General features: G+C 41.2%; 15 protein-coding genes. 10 read left to right on the forward strand and 5 right to left on the reverse strand.

Features of this window, described 5'->3' with window-relative positions; genetic code table 11:
• Nucleotides 1–35 precede the first annotated feature (35 nt).
• Complete coding sequence (locus E3D81_RS01250; RefSeq protein WP_167554208.1) at nucleotides 36–428, reverse strand: serine protease; 393 nt, start codon at nucleotides 426–428, stop codon at nucleotides 36–38.
• Between the two features lie 99 nt (nucleotides 429–527).
• Here E3D81_RS01250 and E3D81_RS01255 point away from each other — a divergent pair, with 99 nt between their 5' ends.
• Nucleotides 528–740: a hypothetical protein gene (locus tag E3D81_RS01255; RefSeq protein ID WP_099367623.1), complete on the forward strand. Its 213-nt coding sequence runs from the start codon at nucleotides 528–530 to the stop codon at nucleotides 738–740.
• Between the two features lie 465 nt (nucleotides 741–1,205).
• The gene (locus E3D81_RS01260; protein ID WP_099367622.1) at nucleotides 1,206–2,030 is read left to right on the forward strand and encodes a hypothetical protein; all 825 of its coding nucleotides are present in this window, start codon (nucleotides 1,206–1,208) and stop codon (nucleotides 2,028–2,030) included.
• Nucleotides 2,031–2,118: 88 nt separating this feature from the next.
• Here the strand turns inward: E3D81_RS01260 and lipB are convergent, their stop codons facing one another.
• The 4 genes from lipB to E3D81_RS01280 are packed head-to-tail and all read right to left on the reverse strand — an operon-like array spanning nucleotide 2,119 to nucleotide 6,592.
• Entirely contained in the window at nucleotides 2,119–2,817 is a 699-nt protein-coding gene (lipB, locus tag E3D81_RS01265) for a lipoyl(octanoyl) transferase LipB (protein WP_134776135.1), read from the reverse strand.
• A 40-nt stretch (nucleotides 2,818–2,857) separates the two neighbouring features.
• Complete coding sequence (gene hflX, locus E3D81_RS01270; protein WP_099367620.1) at nucleotides 2,858–4,048, reverse strand: GTPase HflX; 1,191 nt, start codon at nucleotides 4,046–4,048, stop codon at nucleotides 2,858–2,860.
• 41 nt (nucleotides 4,049–4,089) lie between these two features.
• Nucleotides 4,090–6,195, reverse strand: a complete 2,106-nt coding sequence (gene recG / locus E3D81_RS01275) for an ATP-dependent DNA helicase RecG (protein ID WP_134776136.1) — start codon at nucleotides 6,193–6,195, stop codon at nucleotides 4,090–4,092.
• Nucleotides 6,196–6,199: 4 nt separating this feature from the next.
• Entirely contained in the window at nucleotides 6,200–6,592 is a 393-nt protein-coding gene (locus tag E3D81_RS01280) for a RidA family protein (protein WP_099367618.1), read from the reverse strand.
• Nucleotides 6,593–6,703: 111 nt separating this feature from the next.
• Between E3D81_RS01280 and nagA the strand changes: the two genes are divergently transcribed.
• From nagA to E3D81_RS01320, 8 genes are all read left to right on the forward strand, one after another.
• The gene (gene nagA / locus E3D81_RS01285; protein WP_134776137.1) at nucleotides 6,704–7,816 is read left to right on the forward strand and encodes an N-acetylglucosamine-6-phosphate deacetylase; all 1,113 of its coding nucleotides are present in this window, start codon (nucleotides 6,704–6,706) and stop codon (nucleotides 7,814–7,816) included.
• Nucleotides 7,817–7,887: 71 nt separating this feature from the next.
• Complete coding sequence (locus E3D81_RS01290; RefSeq protein ID WP_245153260.1) at nucleotides 7,888–9,540, forward strand: glycoside hydrolase family 10 protein; 1,653 nt, start codon at nucleotides 7,888–7,890, stop codon at nucleotides 9,538–9,540.
• A 616-nt stretch (nucleotides 9,541–10,156) separates the two neighbouring features.
• Nucleotides 10,157–13,243: a SusC/RagA family TonB-linked outer membrane protein gene (locus E3D81_RS01295; RefSeq protein WP_134776139.1), complete on the forward strand. Its 3,087-nt coding sequence runs from the start codon at nucleotides 10,157–10,159 to the stop codon at nucleotides 13,241–13,243.
• Nucleotides 13,244–13,253: 10 nt separating this feature from the next.
• The gene (locus E3D81_RS01300; protein WP_134776140.1) at nucleotides 13,254–14,840 is read left to right on the forward strand and encodes a SusD/RagB family nutrient-binding outer membrane lipoprotein; all 1,587 of its coding nucleotides are present in this window, start codon (nucleotides 13,254–13,256) and stop codon (nucleotides 14,838–14,840) included.
• Nucleotides 14,841–14,856: 16 nt separating this feature from the next.
• The gene (locus E3D81_RS01305; RefSeq protein ID WP_134776141.1) at nucleotides 14,857–15,678 is read left to right on the forward strand and encodes a DUF4397 domain-containing protein; all 822 of its coding nucleotides are present in this window, start codon (nucleotides 14,857–14,859) and stop codon (nucleotides 15,676–15,678) included.
• Nucleotides 15,679–15,680: 2 nt separating this feature from the next.
• Entirely contained in the window at nucleotides 15,681–16,658 is a 978-nt protein-coding gene (locus tag E3D81_RS01310; protein WP_134776142.1) for a phosphodiester glycosidase family protein, read from the forward strand.
• Nucleotides 16,659–16,993: 335 nt separating this feature from the next.
• Entirely contained in the window at nucleotides 16,994–18,229 is a 1,236-nt protein-coding gene (locus E3D81_RS01315; RefSeq protein ID WP_134776143.1) for an exo-beta-N-acetylmuramidase NamZ domain-containing protein, read from the forward strand.
• A 184-nt stretch (nucleotides 18,230–18,413) separates the two neighbouring features.
• Entirely contained in the window at nucleotides 18,414–21,872 is a 3,459-nt protein-coding gene (locus E3D81_RS01320; protein ID WP_099366739.1) for a SusC/RagA family TonB-linked outer membrane protein, read from the forward strand.
• Nucleotides 21,873–21,888 lie beyond the last annotated feature (16 nt).

Consider the following 21,888-nt stretch of genomic DNA (forward strand, 5'->3'; position numbering starts at 1 on the left):
GGGCTTTTTTGTGGATGTATTTAACGATTGCTAACTTAGTGCTGGATCAAATTTTTGATGGCACTTACAGGGATGGCTTCTTTGATGACCATTTGGAGGTTTTTCTGCTCCGCCTGGTTGTAATAAAATGATCGGGTTAGGGAGACAATTCCGGCAATATTTCCTTTATTGTCGAAAATTGGCCCACCGCTTGACCCAGCAGCATAATCTGCCGTGATCTCCATTTTTCTGCTCATGATACCGGCATTGCTTTCCGTCATGCAGGCAACTCTACCAGAGGTATAATAGTAGAAATAATCTCTTGGATGGGAAATGACAAACACGTCTGAACCTGCCTTCAAATCAGTTCCAATCGGATTGGCGGCAATCTTCTTTCCGTTCAGGTTGGCTTTAAGGATATCGATATCGGCCTCCTTGCTATAGCTCAATACAGAATCTATCCGGTATTAGTTTCCGGCATAATCGGCCAACATCAGGTGGATGGTAGAACTAAACCTAGAATCTTAATTCCTTAAAACCTTATTATTATGAAAAATACTTTTAATAATATTTTATATATCTTCCTGTCCATTGCATTATTTACAGGATGTAGTAAAGATTTAGGAAACTATGATTACCAGGATTTGAATAAAATCGATTCGGTAACAATTGCTACGGGTCGTCCATTAGCTTCAACCACATTTTCATTATCTATGGGAGAAACGTTGGAGATTAAGCCCACTCTCTATAGCTCAATGTAATCAGATGACAATGATTACACATTTGCTTGGGTAATAAATGGAGATACAGTAAGTCATGAAAAAAACCTTGTTTTTAATACACAAGGGGTTAATCCTGGAGTTCTTCGTTCAAACTTTTATGTTTTCGATAAATCCACGAATACAAAAAACAACTATCATTTTGTTATAAATTTAGCGGCAAGTATAACTCGAGGTTATTATCTACTGGCAGAAGATGAAAATAGAAATGCGCACTTATTTTTAAAGGGAAATGAGCGGACAAGTAAATTTTACCACTATAACAATTATGGAGAATATACTTTTGGGAAAAACCCTTTAAGTGTCGAACTCTACCATTATGCAACTTCAGCGTCAAATGGTCAATTTACGACGATTACTGTTGCAACTGAAGAAGGAGAGAATCCGATAATAAGAGCAGGTAGCAGAACCAATTTGCCAATCCTACTTTTCAATCGTCAAACATCTATGATTTTTGATCCCGTTGCGGGTGGTTTCCAACCTAGCCGAGTTAAAATAAATCAAAATCAAGGTACTACTAGTATTGGAAAAAAGATTAGAGCTATCGCTAATGGTGTTGTGAGTACCGATGTATATAATGATCCTTTAAATTATGATTTTGGAAAAGGGGATTATTACGTGAATGAAGGAACTTTCAAAGGACTGTTTTTAGTAGGTTATGATTATAGGAATGAAAAATTAAGAGTATTCGCAAGTAAATATGGAGCTGCAGAAAACACCTATCAAACAACATTAGATCATTTGATTCAGGAAGATTTTAAAGGTCATGAAGTATTAGGTGGAGTCGAAGATTATATTACCTGGGTAAACAGCTTTGTTTTAACTAAAAATGGCGATGACGTTGCGCTTCACCGGTTTGATTTTAGTCAATCATCTGTAAATGGATATTTGCCAAATAAACATATCGTTGTTGCTAGGAAGAAAATGCCGGAAATGATGAACCAAATAGGTATACGTTATAGAAATGGAGCAGGTTTCTGGTATTTTGCAAGCGGTCGTAAATTGTACAGGTTTTCTAATAGTGGATTTGATGTTCAAGAAGTTTTGACCCTACCAAATGACGGAACAGGAGATATTACTGCATGGAATTTTGATTACAGCCCTGCTGGTCAATTCAAATATATCATTGTTGCTACCTACAATCCTAGTTCTACCAAAGAATTCAAGGGTTCAGTTTATACCTATGCAATCAACGGAACAACGCCATTGAACGTGGAAACAGAAGTAACTCACAAAGTTGTTGATTTGAAAGCTGGTTATTTACCATATTAAACAACCTCAAAGTTGAAATTGAAAAAGGCCATCAGATAATATTTCTGATGGCCTTTTTATTTTCAAGGCTACCTAAATAATCCTTCCTTTAAACAATCTCCATTTGAAACAATTCCGCGATATGCTTCCTTAACTTCCCTTTCACCTCTTCCATATCCAATTTCCGCCCCAACTCCCTTTCCATAGAAGTCACATCCTTATCATCGATTCCGCAAGGAATAATATTTCCAAAATATTCCAGATCAGCATTCACATTAAAAGCAAAACCATGCATGGTTACCCAACGCGATGCCCGAACACCCATTGCACAGATCTTACGCGCCTTTTCATTATCCGCATCCAGCCAAACACCGGTATACCCCGGATATCGACCAGCCGCAATACCATAATCCGCCAAAGTAAGAATGATCGCCTCCTCCAAGGTCCTTAAATACAAATGTATATCCGTGAAGAAATTATCCAGATCCAGGATCGGATAACCCACAATCTGCCCAGGACCATGATAGGTAATATCACCACCCCGGTTAATTTTATAGAAAGTAGCGTTTTTCTCCTTCAACCCCTCCTCATCCAACAGAAGATACTCCTCATGCCCACTTTTACCCAAGGTATACACATGTGGATGCTCTGTAAATACCAAAAAATTAGGCGTAGGATCGGTGGTATTATTGACCCTATTATTATGTTTTATGGCGAGGGTTTCAGCAAATATCGCTTCTTGTTTATCCCAAGCTACCTGATAATCCTGTAGCCCCCAATCCAAATATTTTACTTCTTTGTTTTGCATTTTAAATAAGGCAAATTAATAAAGTAGATTAACATCAAATTTAATAAAGCAAGTTATTGTAAGGATATCGAGCATTATGCATTTTCACGATCACCTCATAAAGCTTATCCTTCAATTCTTCCACATTGATCTTATCGGTAGCCGAAATAAAAATAGCCGGATCCGCATTTTTTGCCATCCAAGAATTCCGGAAATCATCCAACGTGATCTTGATCTCTTCACCATCCTCATCCGTTTCGATCGCAGGTTTATACGCATCGATCTTATTGAAAACCGTGATGATCGGCTTATCCACAGCACCTATATCCTTCAATGTCTCGTTTACCGCAATAAGTTGGTCCTCAAAATAGGGGTGGGAAATATCCACCACATGGATCAAGACATCGGCCTCACGAACTTCATCCAAAGTAGATTTGAAACACTCCACCAAATGGTGAGGGAGTTTGCGGATAAATCCTACCGTATCGGATAATAAGAAAGGCAGATTGTCGATCACGACTTTACGCACCGTGGTATCCAAGGTTGCAAAAAGCTTATTCTCGATCAGTACTTCCGACTTGGAAATCATGTTCATGATGGTAGATTTACCTACGTTGGTATATCCAACCAATGCCACCCGGATCATTTCTCCACGGTTCTTCCGTTGGGTCTCATTCTGTCTATCGATCTGCTTCAAACGATCCTTCAACAAAGAGATTTTGTTCAAGATCATCCGTCTATCACTCTCGATCTGGGATTCACCCGGACCACGCATACCAATACCACCACGCTGACGCTCCAAGTGGGTCCACATTCGGGTCAAGCGAGGTAATAGGTATTGCAATTGCGCCAGTTCTACCTGGGTCTTTGCCTGTGCGGTTTGTGCATGTTTGGCGAAGATATCCAGGATCAGGTTGGAGCGGTCCAATACTTTGATCTCAAAATATTTTTCGATGTTTCTTAATTGGGAAGGGGAAAGCTCATCGTCGAATACGACCATATCGATCTCTTCCGCTTTGATATATTCCTTGATCTCATCCAATTTACCACTTCCTACAAAAGTAGCACGGTCTGGATAGGCCAATTTCTGGGTGAAGATCCCTTTGGTTACTCCACCAGCGGTGCTCACCAAAAATTCTAGTTCTTCGAGGTATTCTTTTGCCGTTTCGTCGGAAACATCCGGGGTGATCACACTGACCAATACCGCAGTCTCCGGCTTATGGGCCGTTTCATATATTTTCGTTCTTGCCATTTAGTGTTTTTATAAGGAACAAGTTTACAAAGGTAAAGTTTTTAGGAGATTTTGTCCCAAGAAATACTTGGCTGCCCTTTTTGGATGTAATGCAGCAATAGGCGGTTTTCTGGTGCCCCCAATTCGGGATCCTCTTGGAACAGTTGGATGACGGATTGCCGAGCTTCCGTCAGGATAGCCTGATCCTTTGCCAGATCTGCAATTTTCATGTCCAGTACACCGGATTGCTGTGTTCCGGAAATATCTCCAGGTCCCCGCAATTGCAGATCAACCTCCGCGATCTCAAAGCCGTCGTTGGTCCGCACCATCGTTTCTAAACGCGTCCGACCTTCCTTGCTCAATTTATCGCCCGACATGAGGATACAGAACGATTGCTCCGCGCCACGGCCAACCCGTCCTCGTAACTGGTGAAGCTGGGAGAGCCCGAATCTCTCCGAATTCTCAATCACCATCACGGAAGCATTAGGCACATTGACCCCTACCTCGATCACCGTGGTGGCCACCATGATCTGGGTTTCGCCTTTAATAAAACGCTGCATTTCAAAGTCCTTGTCCTTCACGGGCATCTTGCCATGGACGATGCTGATGCGGTAATCCGGAAGCGGAAATTCCCGCATCAGCCCCTCCAATCCTGCTTCCAGGTATAAAAGGTCTAATTTTTCACTTTCCTTGATCAAGGGATAGACAATATATACCTGCCTTCCTTTAGCAATCTCTTCCCGCATGAATCCAAACACCCTCAGGCGTTGGTTCTCGAAGAAATGTACGGTTTTAATAGGTTTTCTTCCTGCCGGCAATTCATCGATAATGGAAATATCCAAGTCGCCATACATGGTCATAGCCAATGTACGAGGGATCGGAGTGGCGGTCATGACCAGCATATGGGGCGGAATGATATTCTTACGCCATAATTTGGCCCGTTGTTCTACGCCAAAGCGGTGTTGCTCATCGATCACCACAAATCCAATGTTCTTGAATTTCACCTTATCCTCAATCAGAGCATGAGTACCGATCAGGATATCCAAGGTGCCATCTTCCAATTCCTGATGGATGATCCTTCGGGCTTTGGTTGGGGTGGATCCGGTCAATAATCGAACCTTACAGATGTCTTCGCCCAATAAGGAGGTTATTCCATGGTAATGTTGGGTAGCCAGGATTTCGGTAGGTGCCATCATACAGGCCTGGAAACCATTGTCTATGGCCAATAGCATGCTCATCAAGGCCACAACGGTTTTTCCTGAACCAACGTCACCCTGAACCAATCGGTTCATTTGCGCGCCGGTATTACAATCCAATCTGATTTCCTTAACAACCCTTTTCTGCGCGTTGGTCAATGGGAAAGGCAGTCTTTCGGTGAAGAATCTATTGAATTTTTCACCAACCTGATCGAACCGATGGCCTTTATATTTCTGGGTGTTTAACTGTTTGTTCCTTAATAGTTTTAACTGAATGAAGAACAGTTCTTCAAACTTCAACCTACGGATAGCTAGTTTCAGGATCTGCTCGTTCTGCGGAAAATGGATGCCCAATAAAGCCTGTTGAAAAGAAATCAACTGGTGTTTTTCCATCAGGTAAGCGGGAAGGGTTTCAGCCACGCCTTTTAAAACCGTCATCAAAGCCGTTTCCTGGAGTTTCTGAATTCCCCGGCTATCCAGGTTGGCCTTTTTCAGCTTTTCCGTGGAAGAGTAAACGGGTTGCATCGTCTGGTTACCGATCTTTTTCGTCTGCTGTTGATAGAGCTCCATTTCAGGGTGGGTCATGGAGATATTTCCATTGAATTCGCTCGGTTTTCCGTAGATTATATAAGCGGACCCCACCTGCAACGTTTTTTTGAGCCAGGTAAGGCTTTGGAACCAAACCAGTTCCATCAAACCCGTTTCATCCCGGAATTGGCCCACCAATCGGCGTCCTCTTTTTTCGCCCACTTCCTGCAGGCTAATCAAACGGCCAAGCACCTGCGCGCCGATCATATCGGCATGGAGTTCCCGAACCTTATGGAATTTTGTCCGGTCGATGTATCGGAAGGGGTAACATTGCAGGAGATCGCCAATACTGAAGACCATCAACTCCTTTTTGAGAAGGTCGGCCTTTTGAGGGCCTACACCTTTCAGGTATTCAATAGGAGTTATTAACGATAGTTCAGCCATGGGATTAATCCCGTGCTTTCCATGCAATGACGGAGATTTCTACATTCACTTCTTTGGGAAGTGTTTTTACCGCTACGCATTCCCTTGCCGGTTGGTTGTCCTTGAAATATTGCGCATACACTTCGTTTACCGTTGCAAAATAATCCATAGAACTTAAGAAAATGGATGTTTTCACGACATCTTCAAAATCATAACCTGCATTTTTCAGGATGGCACCTACATTTTTCAACACCTGGTGTGCTTCATCTTCTACACCTGTCGTGATCAGTTCCATGCTTTCTGGAATCAATGGAATCTGTCCGGAAACATATAAGGTATTATCCGCTTTGATCGCTTGGTTGTATGGTCCAATGGCTGCGGGCGCTTTATCTGTATTTAATATCTCTTTTTTAGACATGATAGGCAGTATTATCGTAGTTGAATTTATGTTATTGTTTCTTTAATACCGACTAATATACGATTAGCCCATTGGATTTTCAAGATTTGCATACATTAACTAACTTGCAGGATGAAACAGAAATTAGCTTTGGTCAATGGGACCATCTATAATGGATATGAAATCCGTGAGGATGCAGTTTTACTGATCAATCAAGATAGGATTACAGGGATTGTTGGTAAAGAGGCTGTTCCTGAAGAATATCAGGTGGTGGATGTGCAAGGCGCGAATATCTGCCCGGGATTGATCGACCTGCAATTGTATGGAACTGGAGAGGATCTTTTCTCCGCTGAACTGACTGCCGAATCTTTGGAAAAAATTAACCTCAACCTGCTTAAACAGGGTTGTACTGCTTACATGATGACCCTGGCCACCAATACCTTGGAGGTGTTTAAAGAGGCTATAGCCGTTTTTCGGCAAACAAAACCTTCCGCAGCCCTTGGCTTGCATTTGGAAGGACCGTTTCTAAATGAAGCAAAAAGGGGGGCTCATCCTGCCGAACTGATCATGGAAGCGACCTTGCCTATTTTGGAAGACCTTCTGGAAGGCAACGACGATGTGGTTAAAATGATGACCATTGCGCCAGAGAAAACCAAACAGGAATGTTTGGATTACCTAAATAAGAAAGGCTTATTGCTGTCTGCAGGGCATAGTACAGCCACTTTTGAAGAGGCTACGCAAGCCTTTGATCATGGGGTGAAAACAGCTACCCATCTTTGGAATGCGATGTCGCCGCTGCAGCACCGGGAAGTTGGACTGCCAGGCGCTGTTTTTAATCATCCAAAAGCCTATTCCTCTATCATTGTTGATGGTATACATGTGAATTATGAAGCCGTGAAAATTAGTAAACAGGCAATGGGTGAGCGATTGTTTCTGATCACGGATGCTGTGGCCACTTGTCATAAAGGGATATATCAGCATGTACTGAATGGGGATCATTTCGTGCTGCCGGATGGAACATTGTCTGGATCGGCATTGACCCAATTGCAATCTGTACAGAACTGTGTGCAAAATGTAGGAATTCCGTTGGATGAAAGTATCCGAATGGCAACGTTGTACCCCGCCCGTTTGATCGAAAGATCGGATATCGGAAATCTGAATGAAGGATCAATGGCGAATGTACTGGTTTTTGATACTGATTTTCAGGTTCAACAGGTCATTTTTGAAGGCGAAACGCTTCTTTAATCTATAACGAATAAGTTACAATTTGATTCCAAGGTAATAAAAACCGTAGTTTTGCGTGTTAAGATATGTTTATGAAGATGAGATTTTTGCAATTATGCGTGTTTGCTGTTGCCTTGATGCTGGTAGTTTCCTGTGGATCTAAAAACAGGCAGGCAAAGGCTAAGGAGCAGCCAAAAGCGGAGGTAGCGCAGGGTGCCCAGGTAGAAAACCAACCTAAAAAGGCGGAAGAAGTAAAAGAAGTGAAGAAGGGGGCTGTTGTTGAAAAGCCAGCTAAAGTGGTTAAGAAAGAGGAACCTTTTAAAGAATTCCGTACCGATCTGCCAAAGGCACCACGTGAGTTTCGTGCGGCTTGGGTAGCAACCGTAGCCAATATCAACTGGCCAAGTAAGAACAACCTTTCTACAGCACAGCAAAAACAGGAGGCGATTGCCTTATTGGATTTGCTGAAGAAGAATAATTTTAATGCGGTGATCTTTCAGGTGCGTCCATCTGCAGATGCTTTATACCATTCTAAATTCGAACCATGGTCTTATTTCTTGACCGGTACCACTGGAAAGGCACCTTCGCCTTATTACGATCCTTTGGAATTTTGGGTGGATGAAGCGCATAAGCGTGGATTGGAACTGCATGTTTGGTTGAATCCTTACCGTGCGCATCATTCGAATGGTGGTCAAGTAACCAGCGAATCCATGGTTCGTAAGGCAGCTGATCACGTTGTAAGATTGCGCAATGGCATGTACTGGTTCGATCCGGCAAATCAAAAAACCCAAGACCACTCTTCGGAGGTGGTAATGGATATCGTAAAACGTTATGATATCGATGGGGTTCATTTTGATGATTATTTCTATCCATATGCTTCCTATAATGGAGGAGCTGATTTTCCGGATGATGCCTCTTGGAATGCGTACAGAAAATCAGGTGGAAATCTAAGCCGTGGCGATTGGAGACGTGATAATGTCAATAAATTCATCAAAAGAATCTATACCCAGATCAAAGCAGAAAAACCATTTGTTAAGTTTGGATTGAGCCCTTTTGGAATCTGGAAACCAGGTTATCCAGCTGGTGTTACGGGATCTTCACAGTATGATGAGTTGTATGCAGATGCGAAATTATGGTTAAATGAAGGTTGGATCGATTATTTTACACCTCAATTGTATTGGCCAATCGACCCGCCAAAACAGAGTTTTACTTCTTTGTTGAAATGGTGGGAGTCGGAAAACAAGCATAATCGCCATTTATGGCCGGGATTGAATACGGTGGAAGTTCGTTCTTCGAACAAAATCGAGGAGATCAAGCGTCAGATCGAAGTGACCAGGGACGTTACGCCGAACAGTACTGGTGCTGTGCACTGGAGTATTGCCGGATTGACGAAAAACCCGTTGATGTTGAAGGCGCTTTATGAAGGACCTTATCGTGCTCCTGCCTTAGTGCCGGCTTCACCTTGGCTTTCAGCCAACCCGATCTTGAAACCTACCTTGATGTTGACCAAACAGACCAGCAGTGTATTTGCTAAATGGTTGCACAAACAGCCTGAGCAGGTTTTCAAGTGGGTAGCTTATGCAAGGTATGGCAATACTTGGGAGATGGAAATTTTGGATGCGCCGCAGACAGAGTATAGTTTCCCGAAAACCAAAAACGGTCAAAAATTGAATGCAGTAGCTATTAAAGGTATTGATCGTTTAGGAAATGAAGGGGATTATATGGCAGAGGAGATTACCGAATAAATTTGCAATAATTTAAGTATATAGAGTTAATTTAACTTTAGTAAAGATAAAAAAAGAGGCTGTATCTATTTTAGGTACAGCCTCTTTTTGTTGAATATGGCGGGTGTTTGTGTTCTTGGTCCAAGTGAGGTGTAAGTGAGTTGCAAGTGAGGTGTATGTGCCTTTGCCTACTTACACCCTACTTAAAGAGTGCTTCCAACGCGCCGAAATAAAGGACCTATCTTGAACCAAGTTTATTCCCAATATTCACTACTCTAATAAGCTGCTTGGTTTTATTTCGTTAAATAAGCTTTTTATTTTAAAGTTGACCTATGCGGTAGCCTAAAATTTAAAAAAACGCATAATCCATTATTTTGTTTTGAAAGTTGCAAAGATTCGAATCATGAGCGTAGATTCTACTGATTTATATTCGTTTTTTGTGACAAATCATTGAAATTAATTCTTGTTGCAATGCGTATTCATGCGTATTTCATAAAATAAAATAAAAAACAATGCAATTTATCAACCTTTTATTTTTATAATTGTTATAAGAAAAACGAACCATGTATTACTTTGACATCTGCCTTGGTAATACAAAAACTAACAGAACTTAAATTAAACATCTAAATCTTAAATTATGAAAGGAAGGCTACTTCTATTCGTTATTGGGCTAGTCTTTATTAGTTCCAATCTCTATGCGCAGCGCAGCATTTCAGGGAAGGTTACGGATTCAAAGGGTGACCCACTAGGAGGTGTAACGGTGCAGGAGAAAGGAAAGGGGAACCAGACACTGACCAATAGCTCCGGAAATTATTCCATTAGTATTTCAGAAGATGCGACCTTGGTGTTTCGCTTTATCGGTTATACAACCGCAGAGAGAAAGCCCTCAGGGAACATCCAAAACGTATCCTTAACGGAAGATCAATCCAATATTGATGAGGTGGTTGTTACGGCCTTCGGTATTGAACGTGATCGGAAAACCTTAGGGTATTCTACGCCAAAGGTTTCGGGGGATGAGGTTGCGGAAACACAACGCGAGGCTTTTTTCAATGGACTTCAAGGTCGTGTGCCCGGGCTGACCGTGAATTCGTCAAGTGGATTGCCAGGTGCTTCTGCGCAGATTGTATTGAGGGGATTCATTTCTATCTCCGGCGATAACAATGCATTAATTATCGTCGATGGAGTTCCAATCGATAACTCGGTTGTCAACGAGGCAGATATGGTGCACGTAGGAACCAATAGGGAAAACGATTATTCCAACCGTGGTATTGATATCAACCCTGAAGATATTGAAAGTTATGTGATCATGAAAGGTGCCGAAGCTACCGCGATGTATGGTAGTATGGGTGCCGGGGGTGCGATTTTGATTACGACTAAGAAAGGTAAAGCTGGTAGGGCTTCAGTAAATTATTCCTATTCTGGTCGTTTTGAAAAACCGTATCGCTATCCGGAACGCCAATATATCTATGCGCAAGGAACCAACGGTGTTTACACCGCAACTTCTGCCTATGCTTTAGGACCAAAATATAATGAAAATGAGGTATTGCATACTGATAATACCAAAAACTTCTTTCGTACAGGTTTTAACCATAAGCACAACCTTACCATAGAAGGAGGTTCCGATGCGATTACCTATCGTTGGTCCAATGAGTATTTTGACAATAAAGGGGTAGTGCCTAATACGAGTCTCAGAAGGTTTACTTCCAGATTAACGGGTACTTCAAAAATTAACTCCAAAATGGATATGAACACCACGTTTAGCTATATGAATTCTCATAACGATAAGGCTAATAAGGGTGATGTGGGCTATTTGATGGCGCTTTTGAGGTTTAACCCAAGATGGGACGTGCGTGATTGGATCGATGAAGGGGGGAATAGGGTGCTGCATGCTTCAGATATTTACAATGAAATTGATAACCCATTTTGGGATGCCTATAAAAATACCGCATACGATGATGTGAACAGGATGATTGCCAACTCCCAGTTCAACTATAAACCGAATTCTTGGATCAGTATGCAGGCAACTTTGGGGATGGAATATTCCGTTACCAACGGATTCAAGATTTATCATGGTCAATCCTATAATGGGTCAGGAAACTCTAGCGATCCGGATTTAGGAGAAATGTACATCTATACGAGAGGTGCAAGAATATTTACTGGTGGATACCGCGTGACGACCAGAAACTCTTTTTTTGATAAAAAGTTTACCATGCAAAATAACCTTGCTGCGAATATTTACGACTATCATTATAATACCGATTCGCAGTATGGTCGCAAAATGTATGATCCTAATTTTTATAACATCAATAATTCCGACCCGGATGAGCGTCGGGCAAAAAATTATATCGATCGATATCGGATCATGGGAGCATCCCTTCAGTCGGTATTAAGTTATAAATCCCTGTTGTCACTGACGCTTACCGGAAGGGTCGATGCGTCTTCTAGATTGATGCCAAATAATCCTGTCTTTGCTTATCCATCAGCATCTTTAGCCTTCAATTTTTCAGAATTTGATGCAGTTAAGGAGAATTATAATTGGTTGGATGAAGGAAAATTGCGTTTTTCCATTTCCAGAACAGGTAAGGGACCATTTAGATCATTTGCTACACGTTCTAACCTAGAAACTCAAATGACTTCAGGCGGTGGTTTTGCTTATGGAGTGAATGGTGGTAATCCGAATTTATTTGTGGAAACGACCGAAGATATGGAAGGTGGTTTGGACTTAAGCTTTTTCAAAAGGAGGTTTACCATGGATTTCACGTATTACCGTCGTCGCAGTATTGACCAGATTTTCAATCCTCGCTTAAGTTATGCCACTGGTTTTATTCTGAAACTAATCAATGGTGGTACTATTGAAGCGAATGGTATCGAGATCCAAAGTAATGTAGCACCAATTCGTAAACCAAACTTTAATTGGGATATCACTTTTAACTACACCAAGCAACGTAGTATTGTTAAATCATTGGCGAAAGATATTCCAGAGTCCTACGATTCCGATACCTGGTTAACAGGCGGGGTTCGTTCCGCAGTTTTCATCGGAGAGAGTATTGGTTCTTTATCAGCTACTAAATTTAAGCGTAATGATCGTGGAGACATCTTGATTAATCCTCAAAATGGCTTGCCATTATTGCCAAGTGAATCTACTTTTGGTTATGTCGGTGATCGTATTCCAAGATTTACCCTAGGTATCGTCAATAAGTTCAGGTATAAAGACTTTACCTTGAATTTCCTTTGGGATTCTAGAGTGGGTGGAGACGTCTATAACCTTTTGGACTATAGATTATATACTCTTGGTTTAAGTAGTCAAACCTTAAACCGGGAAGAACCTCGTGTAGTTCAGGGTGTATTAGAAGACGGACTAGAAAACACCGATAATCCGACACCAAATAACATCGCAGTAACTCCTTATTATACTTCTGGCTATTACTATAGTTCAGTAACCGGTGAGAAATTTGTTGAAAAGAATATTTGGACGGTAAGGCTTCGTGATATCACATTAAGTTATTTAATGCCGAAAAATCTAGTAAGAAGAATTGGGCCTAAATCTGACCTTTCCCTATTCTGTACATTGACAGATGTGGTTTTGTTAACTAATTATTCCGGCTTAGATCCAGAATCAAACTCTAATACACCGGGTATTGGTGGTATTGGCGGATATGGTATTGATTATGGAAACATGACTAGGCCAATTGGATTTAACTTTGGATTTAGATTGAAACTTTAATCGGAACATTATGAAAAAGAATAATATAATCACCTATGTCATAGCGGCTGTTTCTTTATTAACCGTAGGATGTAAAAAAATATTGGATATCAATTTCAGTCCTTCTTTTCCACAAGAAGTTTCGGCGGAATTGTATTTATCACCCATACAATACCAGATCGCTAACGGATATGGGCAGGATCAACGGATCATAAACAAATTTACCCAAGCGATGCTGGGGACTTCAACAGATCGTGCATCCTATATTTGGGAACAGCACAGTTACCCTGGTGGGGTAAGTGATGTCGGAGGTGTGATGTGGAGAATGGTTTATTTTAACCATGGTAAAAACCTAGAAAATCTACTTGCTGATTCCAAGGTGAGTAAAAAATATGAATTCACGGCAATCGGATACGCGATTAAAGCTTTTGATTATCAGCTATTAACAGATTATCATGGACCAATTGTATTGGATGGTGCTTATGAAGATCGGTTACAGTTTGAATATAAGGATCAGCCGGATGTTTATAAACGAGTGCAGGTTTGGTGTGATTCGGCTTTGTATTTCTTAGGGCAGAAAAGTATGGCCGATAATACGGGTATATTATCCAAATATGATTTTATGTACGGTGGTAATATGGAGCGATGGAGAAAATTCATCTACGGAATAAAAGCCCTGAACTATGCGAGATATATCAATAAACCTGATTTTTTGACCAATTATGCGGATTCTGTAATGAAATATACCAGCTTGTCATTTGCATCTGAAGCAGATAATGCAACTGTAAAGTTCACAGGGTCAAGTTCAGAAAACTCCAATGTATATGGTCAAGATCAAGCGCTATTGAACAGCACCTATTATAATAGGGCAGGAGCACCGATATTGCGTTATTTAACTGGCGGAGTGCGTGGCGAATATGAGGAAGAGGCAAAGACCTCGAGCGATCCAAGATTATCCCGGATGCTCAAATTTGGTACTTCAGCAACAGCTTCTACAGATAGTATATACCGGGCAGCTTTACCGGATGGAAGATCGGCAAACTCGACTGTGCCTGCAGTGGGAAATTTCTATATGTTCAAAAACACAACGGATTTTCCAATTATGACGTATTCGCAATTGCAATTTATCCGTGCGGAGGTGGCCTTAAAAAAAGGCGATCTTCCCGTTGCGCATGAAGCTTATTTAAACGGTATCCGTGGACATATGACCTTTGTCAATAAATATACGGCGGTCAAAGATGAAAACCAGGGAACCATTTTCAATCCATTAGAGATTACGGCAGCGGAAATAAATTCGTACATGGATTCTACGGAAGTTGCTCAAACTGCTGCTGAGTTGACATTGGCTGATATTATGGGCCAAAAATATATTGCCTTATGGGGATGGGGGGGATACGATATCTGGGCTGATCTTCGGAAATATAGATATGATCCTGCTATTTTCAGGCAATTTGTAACAAGGTCAGGTGCAGAATTAGCACAGGGAAGTTACACTTATCGCGTGCGGCCAAGGTTCAATTCGGAATACATGTGGAATGCAGAAGAGTTAGAGAAATGGGGCGGATTAGAGGCCAATTATGTGATCACGCCAACCTGGTTTGTATTAGACAACTATTAAAAGGAGAGAAATTATTATGAAAAGATATAGTTTATTCATTTTTTTATTGGGTTTAGTTACACTCACTACCATAGGGGGTTGTAATAAAGATAAAATCCAGGATTTCGGAGCTGTAGAATTTATGGATGAATCGAATTCCATTGTTAAGATCAATATGGCTTCGGCTTATCCAGACGATAGATACATGATCGTTAAATTTAACGATGTGCGGGTAACTCCAAAAATCCGAGGTCGGGAACCTTATCCTGGTGGCGGTTATAATACCAGAGGACCTTCAAGTTCTGAATTCTTAATGGTTAAGGGCGGAGATGTAGAGGTTAAAGTGGTGTTGCCGAAAACCAAGGATGACGGAACAGATTCGGTTTTGCTTTATAAAACAACGCTGAATATAAAGGCTAATAGTCGTTATACTTTCCATGTAACGGATACAGGAGCCAATACGAAGGTGATACCTACAGAAGAAACATTTGCCCTTCCGGATTCATCCTATGCGTCCTATCGGTTCGTGAACTTGATTCCAAATGTTCCAGCTGTAGATCTATATTATGGATTTTATTCGACTTCAGCTACCGCGCAAAAACCCGATCAAGATTCTTTGGTGTTAAGTAATATTAAATATGGGGAAATCTCTCCAACCTTTGTATTGAATCGCGCGATTACCAGAACTTGGAAAGTTAGGCCAGCAGGAGCTGCGGTAACCAATGCTACGGTTCTAGCGTTTTATGCGAATGCCGGATCCACCTTAAACCAAAGGCAATATACAGCTTATGCTATGGGTTGGGCAGGAAAGACCGATGCCATTATGAAACCATATATTTCATTTATGTTAGTTCGATAATTATGAAAAGAAGATATATAAAAACAATTATAGGTTTATCTATCGCTCTATTTACAATGGGTTCTTTGGATTCTTGTAAAGTAAGGGATGACTTTCCAGAATTTGGCGAACCTGTAGAAGAAGAGCCAGAAGAAGATATAATTCCTCCTGATAATCAGATGACGCCGATGATCCAATCGATCAAGGATAAGACGACCTATTTGAAGGTGTTTCAGATGGATACCACGCAGACCATTTCACCAGGGGTTGAATACTTGCATGCCAGATTTATCAATAGAGAGGATGTACCTATCAGTATACATATTATGGAATTGGATATTTCCAATCCAAAATTAACCATGCAGGCATTGACTCCTTATAATGAAAACATGTTTGCGGTTCAGAACCTGCCTGAAATGGTGAAATTCAACCAAAAAACGGCTGAAGGGAAGCTATTGGCGGCCATAAATGGGGATGCGGTCACTTCGGGCGAACCGACTGGATCTTTTGTGAAATTTGGGAAAGTCCTCAAAACAAGTGCCTCTAAAACAAGACCCTATATTGGTGTAAAAAAAGGATCGGATGCGATACAATTTTTCAATAGTCCTGATGCTACTAAATACCCTACGGACGCCATAAATTTAGCGGAAATCAAACATTTGGTCGGCGGTAGTTACTTCCTTTTATATAAGGGTGACGATGTTTCAACAAGTTCAAGTGGAGCTGCGCGTATTGCGGTTGGAATCAACGAGGCATCAACCAAGCTTTACTTAATGGCCGCTGATGGAGTCATTGCTAATTTTTCAGCAGGCGTTGCGCTTAATGATCTAAGAGACATGATGCGTGCAATAGGCTGCTATACAGCGATGCAACCCACTAGTGGAAATTTGACAGCCATGACCGTTCTTGATATCCTGAATCCAGAACAATCTTGGATCAATAAAAATTTTACAACCACTCCTGCCGGAACAACCAATGGTATTGGCTTTGTACTAAAGTAATGGTGATATATTAGTTTGTTGTTGGGTTGCCTTAGGGCAACCCTTTTTTTGTTATATACCATTCTCCGTAACACCAATGTTACTTAAAAGTGTTTATTTTACACTAAGTCGTGCAACCGATTGCACTCAAAATCAGCTTTAAACGCTGAATTACGGGATTTTACGGATTTTCTTCCTCCAAGAAATAAAATCTCAATATTCTGCTTTATGCGTTTTTAGCAAATTGTTTTGCTGAAAGTGACGTAAATCATGCATCAACTTGCTTTATTGTGCGTTATTTCTATTATTTTTATCCCATAAATGTGGTAGAATCCGCAAAGAAACGAAATCTATTAATGAAAAATTTTTTAGTTCATAGTCTACTTTTAGCAGTTCTATTGACCAATAGCTGCGGTTCGTCGAAAATCAACAAGACTTCCAATCCTGCTGTGCCCGCCGCTCAGGAGAATGTCTCTAACCAAGCCATTGTCCCTGCTGCCGATCAGCTTAAAGCTTATCTGCCCTTATTGAAAGGAAAAAAAGTAGGATTGATGGGGAATCAGACTTCCGTTGTAGGACCGAATAATGAACATTTGGTGGATGTGTTGCTGCGCGAAAAGGTAGATCTGAAATTTGGATTTGCTCCTGAACATGGTTTCCGCGGAGATATCGAAAGAGGAGAGAAGGTTTCGAATGATGTGGATGCCAAAACAGGACTGCCATTGTTCACGTTATATGGTGGAAATGCAAAGCAGGATTCAATTGTGAAATCCATCGATGTGATGATCTTCGATCTTCAGGATGTAGGCGCACGTTTCTATACCTACATCACATCTTTGCACCGTGTAATGGAGCTGTGTGCAAAACATAATAAGGAATTAATCGTATTGGACCGCCCAAATCCATGTGGAGACCAAGTGGATGGCCCAGTACGTAAAGATGATAAATTCAAATCCAATGTATCCTTCCATAAAATTGCGATGGTACATGGTCTAACCGTTGGCGAGTTGGCAAAAATGATCAATGGCGAGAAATGGTTGGAAAATGGAAAGGAATGTAAATTAACGGTAGTACCCGTACAGAATTATACCCATAGTTCTATCTACAAATTACCGGTAATCCCTTCTCCAAGCTTACCGAACCACCTTTCTGTTCGTTTATATGCTGCCTTATGTCTTTTTGAAGGAACCGATATTTCGGTAGGCCGTGGAACAGATTGGCCTTTCCAAGTGGTGGGATATACCAACCCGGTTTACGGTGATTTTACCTTTACCCCAGGAGAAAAAGCAGGGATGGTAAAACATGTGGAAGGTAAGGGAGCAGTAAATTACGGATTGGACCTTAGGAATATCAATCCGGATGAATTTAAATTCACCCTAAAATACGTGCTGTACTTCTATGATAAAATGCCGGACAAGTCGAAATTCTTTGCCAGACCAGAGTTCTTCGATAAGTTGGCAGGAACAGATGAACTACGGAAGCAGATTTTAGCCGGTAAAACCGAAAAAGAAATACGCGAAAGTTGGCAGCCTGAATTAGCAGCATACAAACAGATGCGTAAAAAATATCTACTCTACCCAGATTTCGAATGAAAAACAAGTGGAAGGCTCAATTAATTTGGGCCTATTCACGTTAATCCAATCTGGTGAAATTGTCCTCCTTAGGGGATATGGAGTAATACCTATTATGAATAATAACTGATCTAATCCTGAAACAATATCAGGGTTGGACCTAAATAAGATAAAAAACAAATTATAAATTATTAATCATTTAGCAATGCGAAGACTTCTACTCTTTTCTCTCGCTCTTGGATTGACGATGCCAACTTATGCTTCATTTGCTGAAGCAAAGGGCAAAGAATCTCTAGGAAAAAATGCTGGCTGGACTAAGGCCACATCGGTATTGCAAAATACGGTTTCAGGTACGGTATCAGGACCTGACGGTGTGATTGCTGGGGCTACGGTTACCGTAGTAGGTTCAACAGCAACAACGGTAACCGATGCAAACGGTAAATTCACGATCAATGCAGCTGTTGGAGCTACATTGCGCGTTTCCTTTGTAGGTTTAGAGACCAAGACCGTAACTGTAACAGGAAGCACTATCAATATCACCTTAACCGAATCCAGCGATGCGTTGGAGGAAGTAGTGGTAGTAGCATACGGTGCGCAAAAAAAGGAACACCTTACAGGTGCAGTATCCTCTGTAAACGTGGAAAAAACCTTAGGATCCCGCCCGATTTCTGATGCAGGTCGTGGATTGCAAGGTGCGGTTCCAGGTTTAAGTGTACAGATCCCTTCTGGTGAGGTAGGTTCTGACCCTATTATGAAAATCCGTGGTCAGGTTGCTTCCATTTCCGGTAGCAGCAACCCGTTGATCTTGGTTGACAACGTGGAGATACCTAGTATCAATATGATCAACCCGAATGATATCGCTGAGATTTCCGTGCTTAAAGATGCAGCATCTGCATCCATCTATGGATCAAAAGCAGCATTTGGTGTGGTCTTGATCACCACGAAAAAAGGTGCAAAAACAGAAACCAACAATATCACCTATTCCAATAACTTTTCCCTTCAAACGCCATTCAAACCAATTGATATCGCAAGTATCGATGGTTTGCAATATACGTTGGATGCCCATAAGAACATGCAGTCTGCAGGTTCGGCAGGTGGTTTCTGGCGGATATCGGAAGAAAGTATCCGCAGAGCGAAGGAATGGCAGGAAAAATACGGCGGAGTAATCGGTAATTCAGATCCTGTAGTTTATGGCCGTGACTGGTACGTGGAGAACAACGAGAAGTTCGGTGTTCGTATGTACGACCCAGTAGCGGTAATGATCAAGGATAATGCCCTAACCAACCTACATAACCTAGGATTAAATGGTAAGGCTGGAAATACAACCTATAATATCAGCGCTGGTTACTTGAACCAGAATGGTATGATGAAAGCGGCTAAGCATGATGATTTCAAGAGATATAATGCGACGTTGAATGTTTCCACCAAAGTAACCGACTATTTGTCCCTACGAGGTGGTGCCATGTATTCTGATGGTACAAAACGTTATGCCAACTCTGCAACCGGCTTTACGGCGGATCCATGGTTATACCTTTACCGTTGGTCGAGAGCTTTCCCTATTGGTGTGCAGGAACATGGTGTAGATATCCGTGACCCTTATTTCGATACCGCAAAATCACATACGGCCTATAAAATCGATCGCTATACCAACTTGAATTTAGGAACTACTGTAGACCTGATGACAGGTTGGGATGTGAAAGCAGACTATACATTTAGTTCAGAAAATAACGGCAATAGATCATCTATGCCTACTTTCTCTGGTAAAAGTACTTGGTATGGTGTAGAACCTTGGAATGATGAGAATGGTAATAGAATCTACGTGGATGAAAATGGTCTTCCAACCGACAACGGTGGAACAATGGCCTTTAAATTCCCTTTCGAAAACTACATTACCAAAGCACAATCTAATATTTATCAACGTTCCTTCAACTCCCAAAGACATACGTTCAACGCATTCTCTACCTATGGTAAGAAATTCGGAGAAGACCATGACTTTAAAGCAATGTTGGGAACAAACATTGTGGCCTTTAAATGGAGAAATCATTTCTCTAGAAGGACCAATCTGATCAATGAGGAAAATCCACAGTTTGATTTTGCTACGGGGGTACAGGAAAGTGGTGGAGACACCAACTGGGATTCCCAAGTAGGGGTATTCGGACGTTTAAACTATACGTTCAAAGAGAAATACCTTTTCGAGACCAGTTTGAGATATGATGGAACTTCAAAATTCCCTTCTCACTTGCGTTGGAGATATTATCCTTCGGTATCAGCAGGATGGATTATTTCCAATGAAAATTTCATGCAGGGAATTTCCAATGTGTTGAGTTTTGCAAAACTACGTGGTTCATGGGGTATGATTGGTGACCAATCCGTTTCCAACTCATTATATGTGCCTACCATGGATATCGGACCAAACAACTGGTTGGATGGATCGGGTAATTATTATTACTCCATGACAACCCCAGGTGCGGTACGTAATGATATTAGATGGCAGGATATCGAACACCTGAACGTGGGTGCCGACTTGAAATTCTTCAACAAATTAGGGGTGGTATTTGAATGGTACGAAAGAAAAACCAATCATATGATCATTCCTGGTGAATCATTACCAGGTACATTTGGTACAACTCCAGCTAGAGGGAACTTTGGTAACCTTTCTACAAAGGGATGGGAATTGGCCATTGATTACAACCATAGCTTCGATAACGGATTACGTTTGACTGTTAATGCTAATATCGCGGATGCTATTACAACCACTTATAAAGGATTGCAGTGGAACAGAGAATGGGAAAACAGATCTGTTGGAACGGAATTCGTAACTGGAAGTAGATATGGTGATGTATGGGGTTATGTAACAGATCGCCTTTACCAAAAAGACGACTTTGTATATGATGCAGATGGCAATTTTGAGCAAACAGCCATTATTTTCCAAGGTGTTTCCAAAACCACAAATATGTTAGCAGGTAATAATCCGGTTTATCAAACATTCTTTGAAGATGGTAACAACGTCATGAAAATGATGCCTGGAGACGTGAAATTTGTAGATGTGAATGGAGATGGATATATCACCTCAGGAAGCAGTACTTTCGGCGATCCAGGTGACCGAATGGTAATTGGTAACTCAACTCCTCGTTACGACTATGGTTTCAGATTAGGCGCAGACTTTAAAGGATTCGATCTTTCGGTATTCTTGCAAGGCGTTGGTAAACGTGAAATCTGGGGTGCTGGTCAATTAGCTATTCCTGGTTTCCATGTTAAAGATGGTGCTATGCCACAAGCAATCGCTGAAGACTATTGGAGAGAGGATCGTACAGATGCATTCTACCCAAGAGCATGGCATTTAGGTGGAGCTAACGAAGGTTACGTGATGAGACCTCAAACACGTTACTTATTGGATATGTCTTATTTTAAGATTAAGAACATCAATTTCGGATACTCCCTACCAGGAGCCTTGTTAAGTAGAGCGAACTTTAAAACAGCGCGTATCTATGTCTCTTTAGAAAACTTCTTTACGTTCGATAATTTGAGAGGACTTCCAATTGATCCAGAAGCAATTTCAGGTAACAGTATGTTATTGACGAATGGTAATTACAACCTTGGCCGTACGGGTACAGGAAATCCATCGTTCAAATCAGCTTCTGTCGGTATTCAAATTGGTTTATAATTACAGGAGGAAATTA

This window comes from Sphingobacterium sp. CZ-2 (assembly GCF_004526235.1).
Taxonomy (GTDB): Bacteria; Bacteroidota; Bacteroidia; order Sphingobacteriales; family Sphingobacteriaceae; genus Sphingobacterium; species Sphingobacterium tenebrionis.

Bases quoted from the DNA above. Each gene is read 5' to 3' on its own strand.
- E3D81_RS01320 (WP_099366739.1), top strand. From the start codon at position 18,414: ATGCGAAGACTTCTACTCTTTTCTCTCGCTCTTGGATTGACGATGCCA.
- nagA (WP_134776137.1), top strand. From the start codon at position 6,704: ATGAAACAGAAATTAGCTTTGGTCAATGGGACCATCTATAATGGATAT.
- E3D81_RS01315 (WP_134776143.1), top strand. From the start codon at position 16,994: ATGAAAAATTTTTTAGTTCATAGTCTACTTTTAGCAGTTCTATTGACC.
- hflX (WP_099367620.1), bottom strand. From the start codon at position 4,048: ATGGCAAGAACGAAAATATATGAAACGGCCCATAAGCCGGAGACTGCG.
- E3D81_RS01255 (WP_099367623.1), top strand. From the start codon at position 528: ATGAAAAATACTTTTAATAATATTTTATATATCTTCCTGTCCATTGCA.
- E3D81_RS01310 (WP_134776142.1), top strand. From the start codon at position 15,681: ATGAAAAGAAGATATATAAAAACAATTATAGGTTTATCTATCGCTCTA.
- E3D81_RS01300 (WP_134776140.1), top strand. From the start codon at position 13,254: ATGAAAAAGAATAATATAATCACCTATGTCATAGCGGCTGTTTCTTTA.
- E3D81_RS01290 (WP_245153260.1), top strand. From the start codon at position 7,888: ATGAAGATGAGATTTTTGCAATTATGCGTGTTTGCTGTTGCCTTGATG.
- E3D81_RS01280 (WP_099367618.1), bottom strand. From the start codon at position 6,592: ATGTCTAAAAAAGAGATATTAAATACAGATAAAGCGCCCGCAGCCATT.
- lipB (WP_134776135.1), bottom strand. From the start codon at position 2,817: ATGCAAAACAAAGAAGTAAAATATTTGGATTGGGGGCTACAGGATTAT.
- E3D81_RS01295 (WP_134776139.1), top strand. From the start codon at position 10,157: ATGAAAGGAAGGCTACTTCTATTCGTTATTGGGCTAGTCTTTATTAGT.
- recG (WP_134776136.1), bottom strand. From the start codon at position 6,195: ATGGCTGAACTATCGTTAATAACTCCTATTGAATACCTGAAAGGTGTA.
- E3D81_RS01305 (WP_134776141.1), top strand. From the start codon at position 14,857: ATGAAAAGATATAGTTTATTCATTTTTTTATTGGGTTTAGTTACACTC.
- E3D81_RS01260 (WP_099367622.1), top strand. From the start codon at position 1,206: ATGATTTTTGATCCCGTTGCGGGTGGTTTCCAACCTAGCCGAGTTAAA.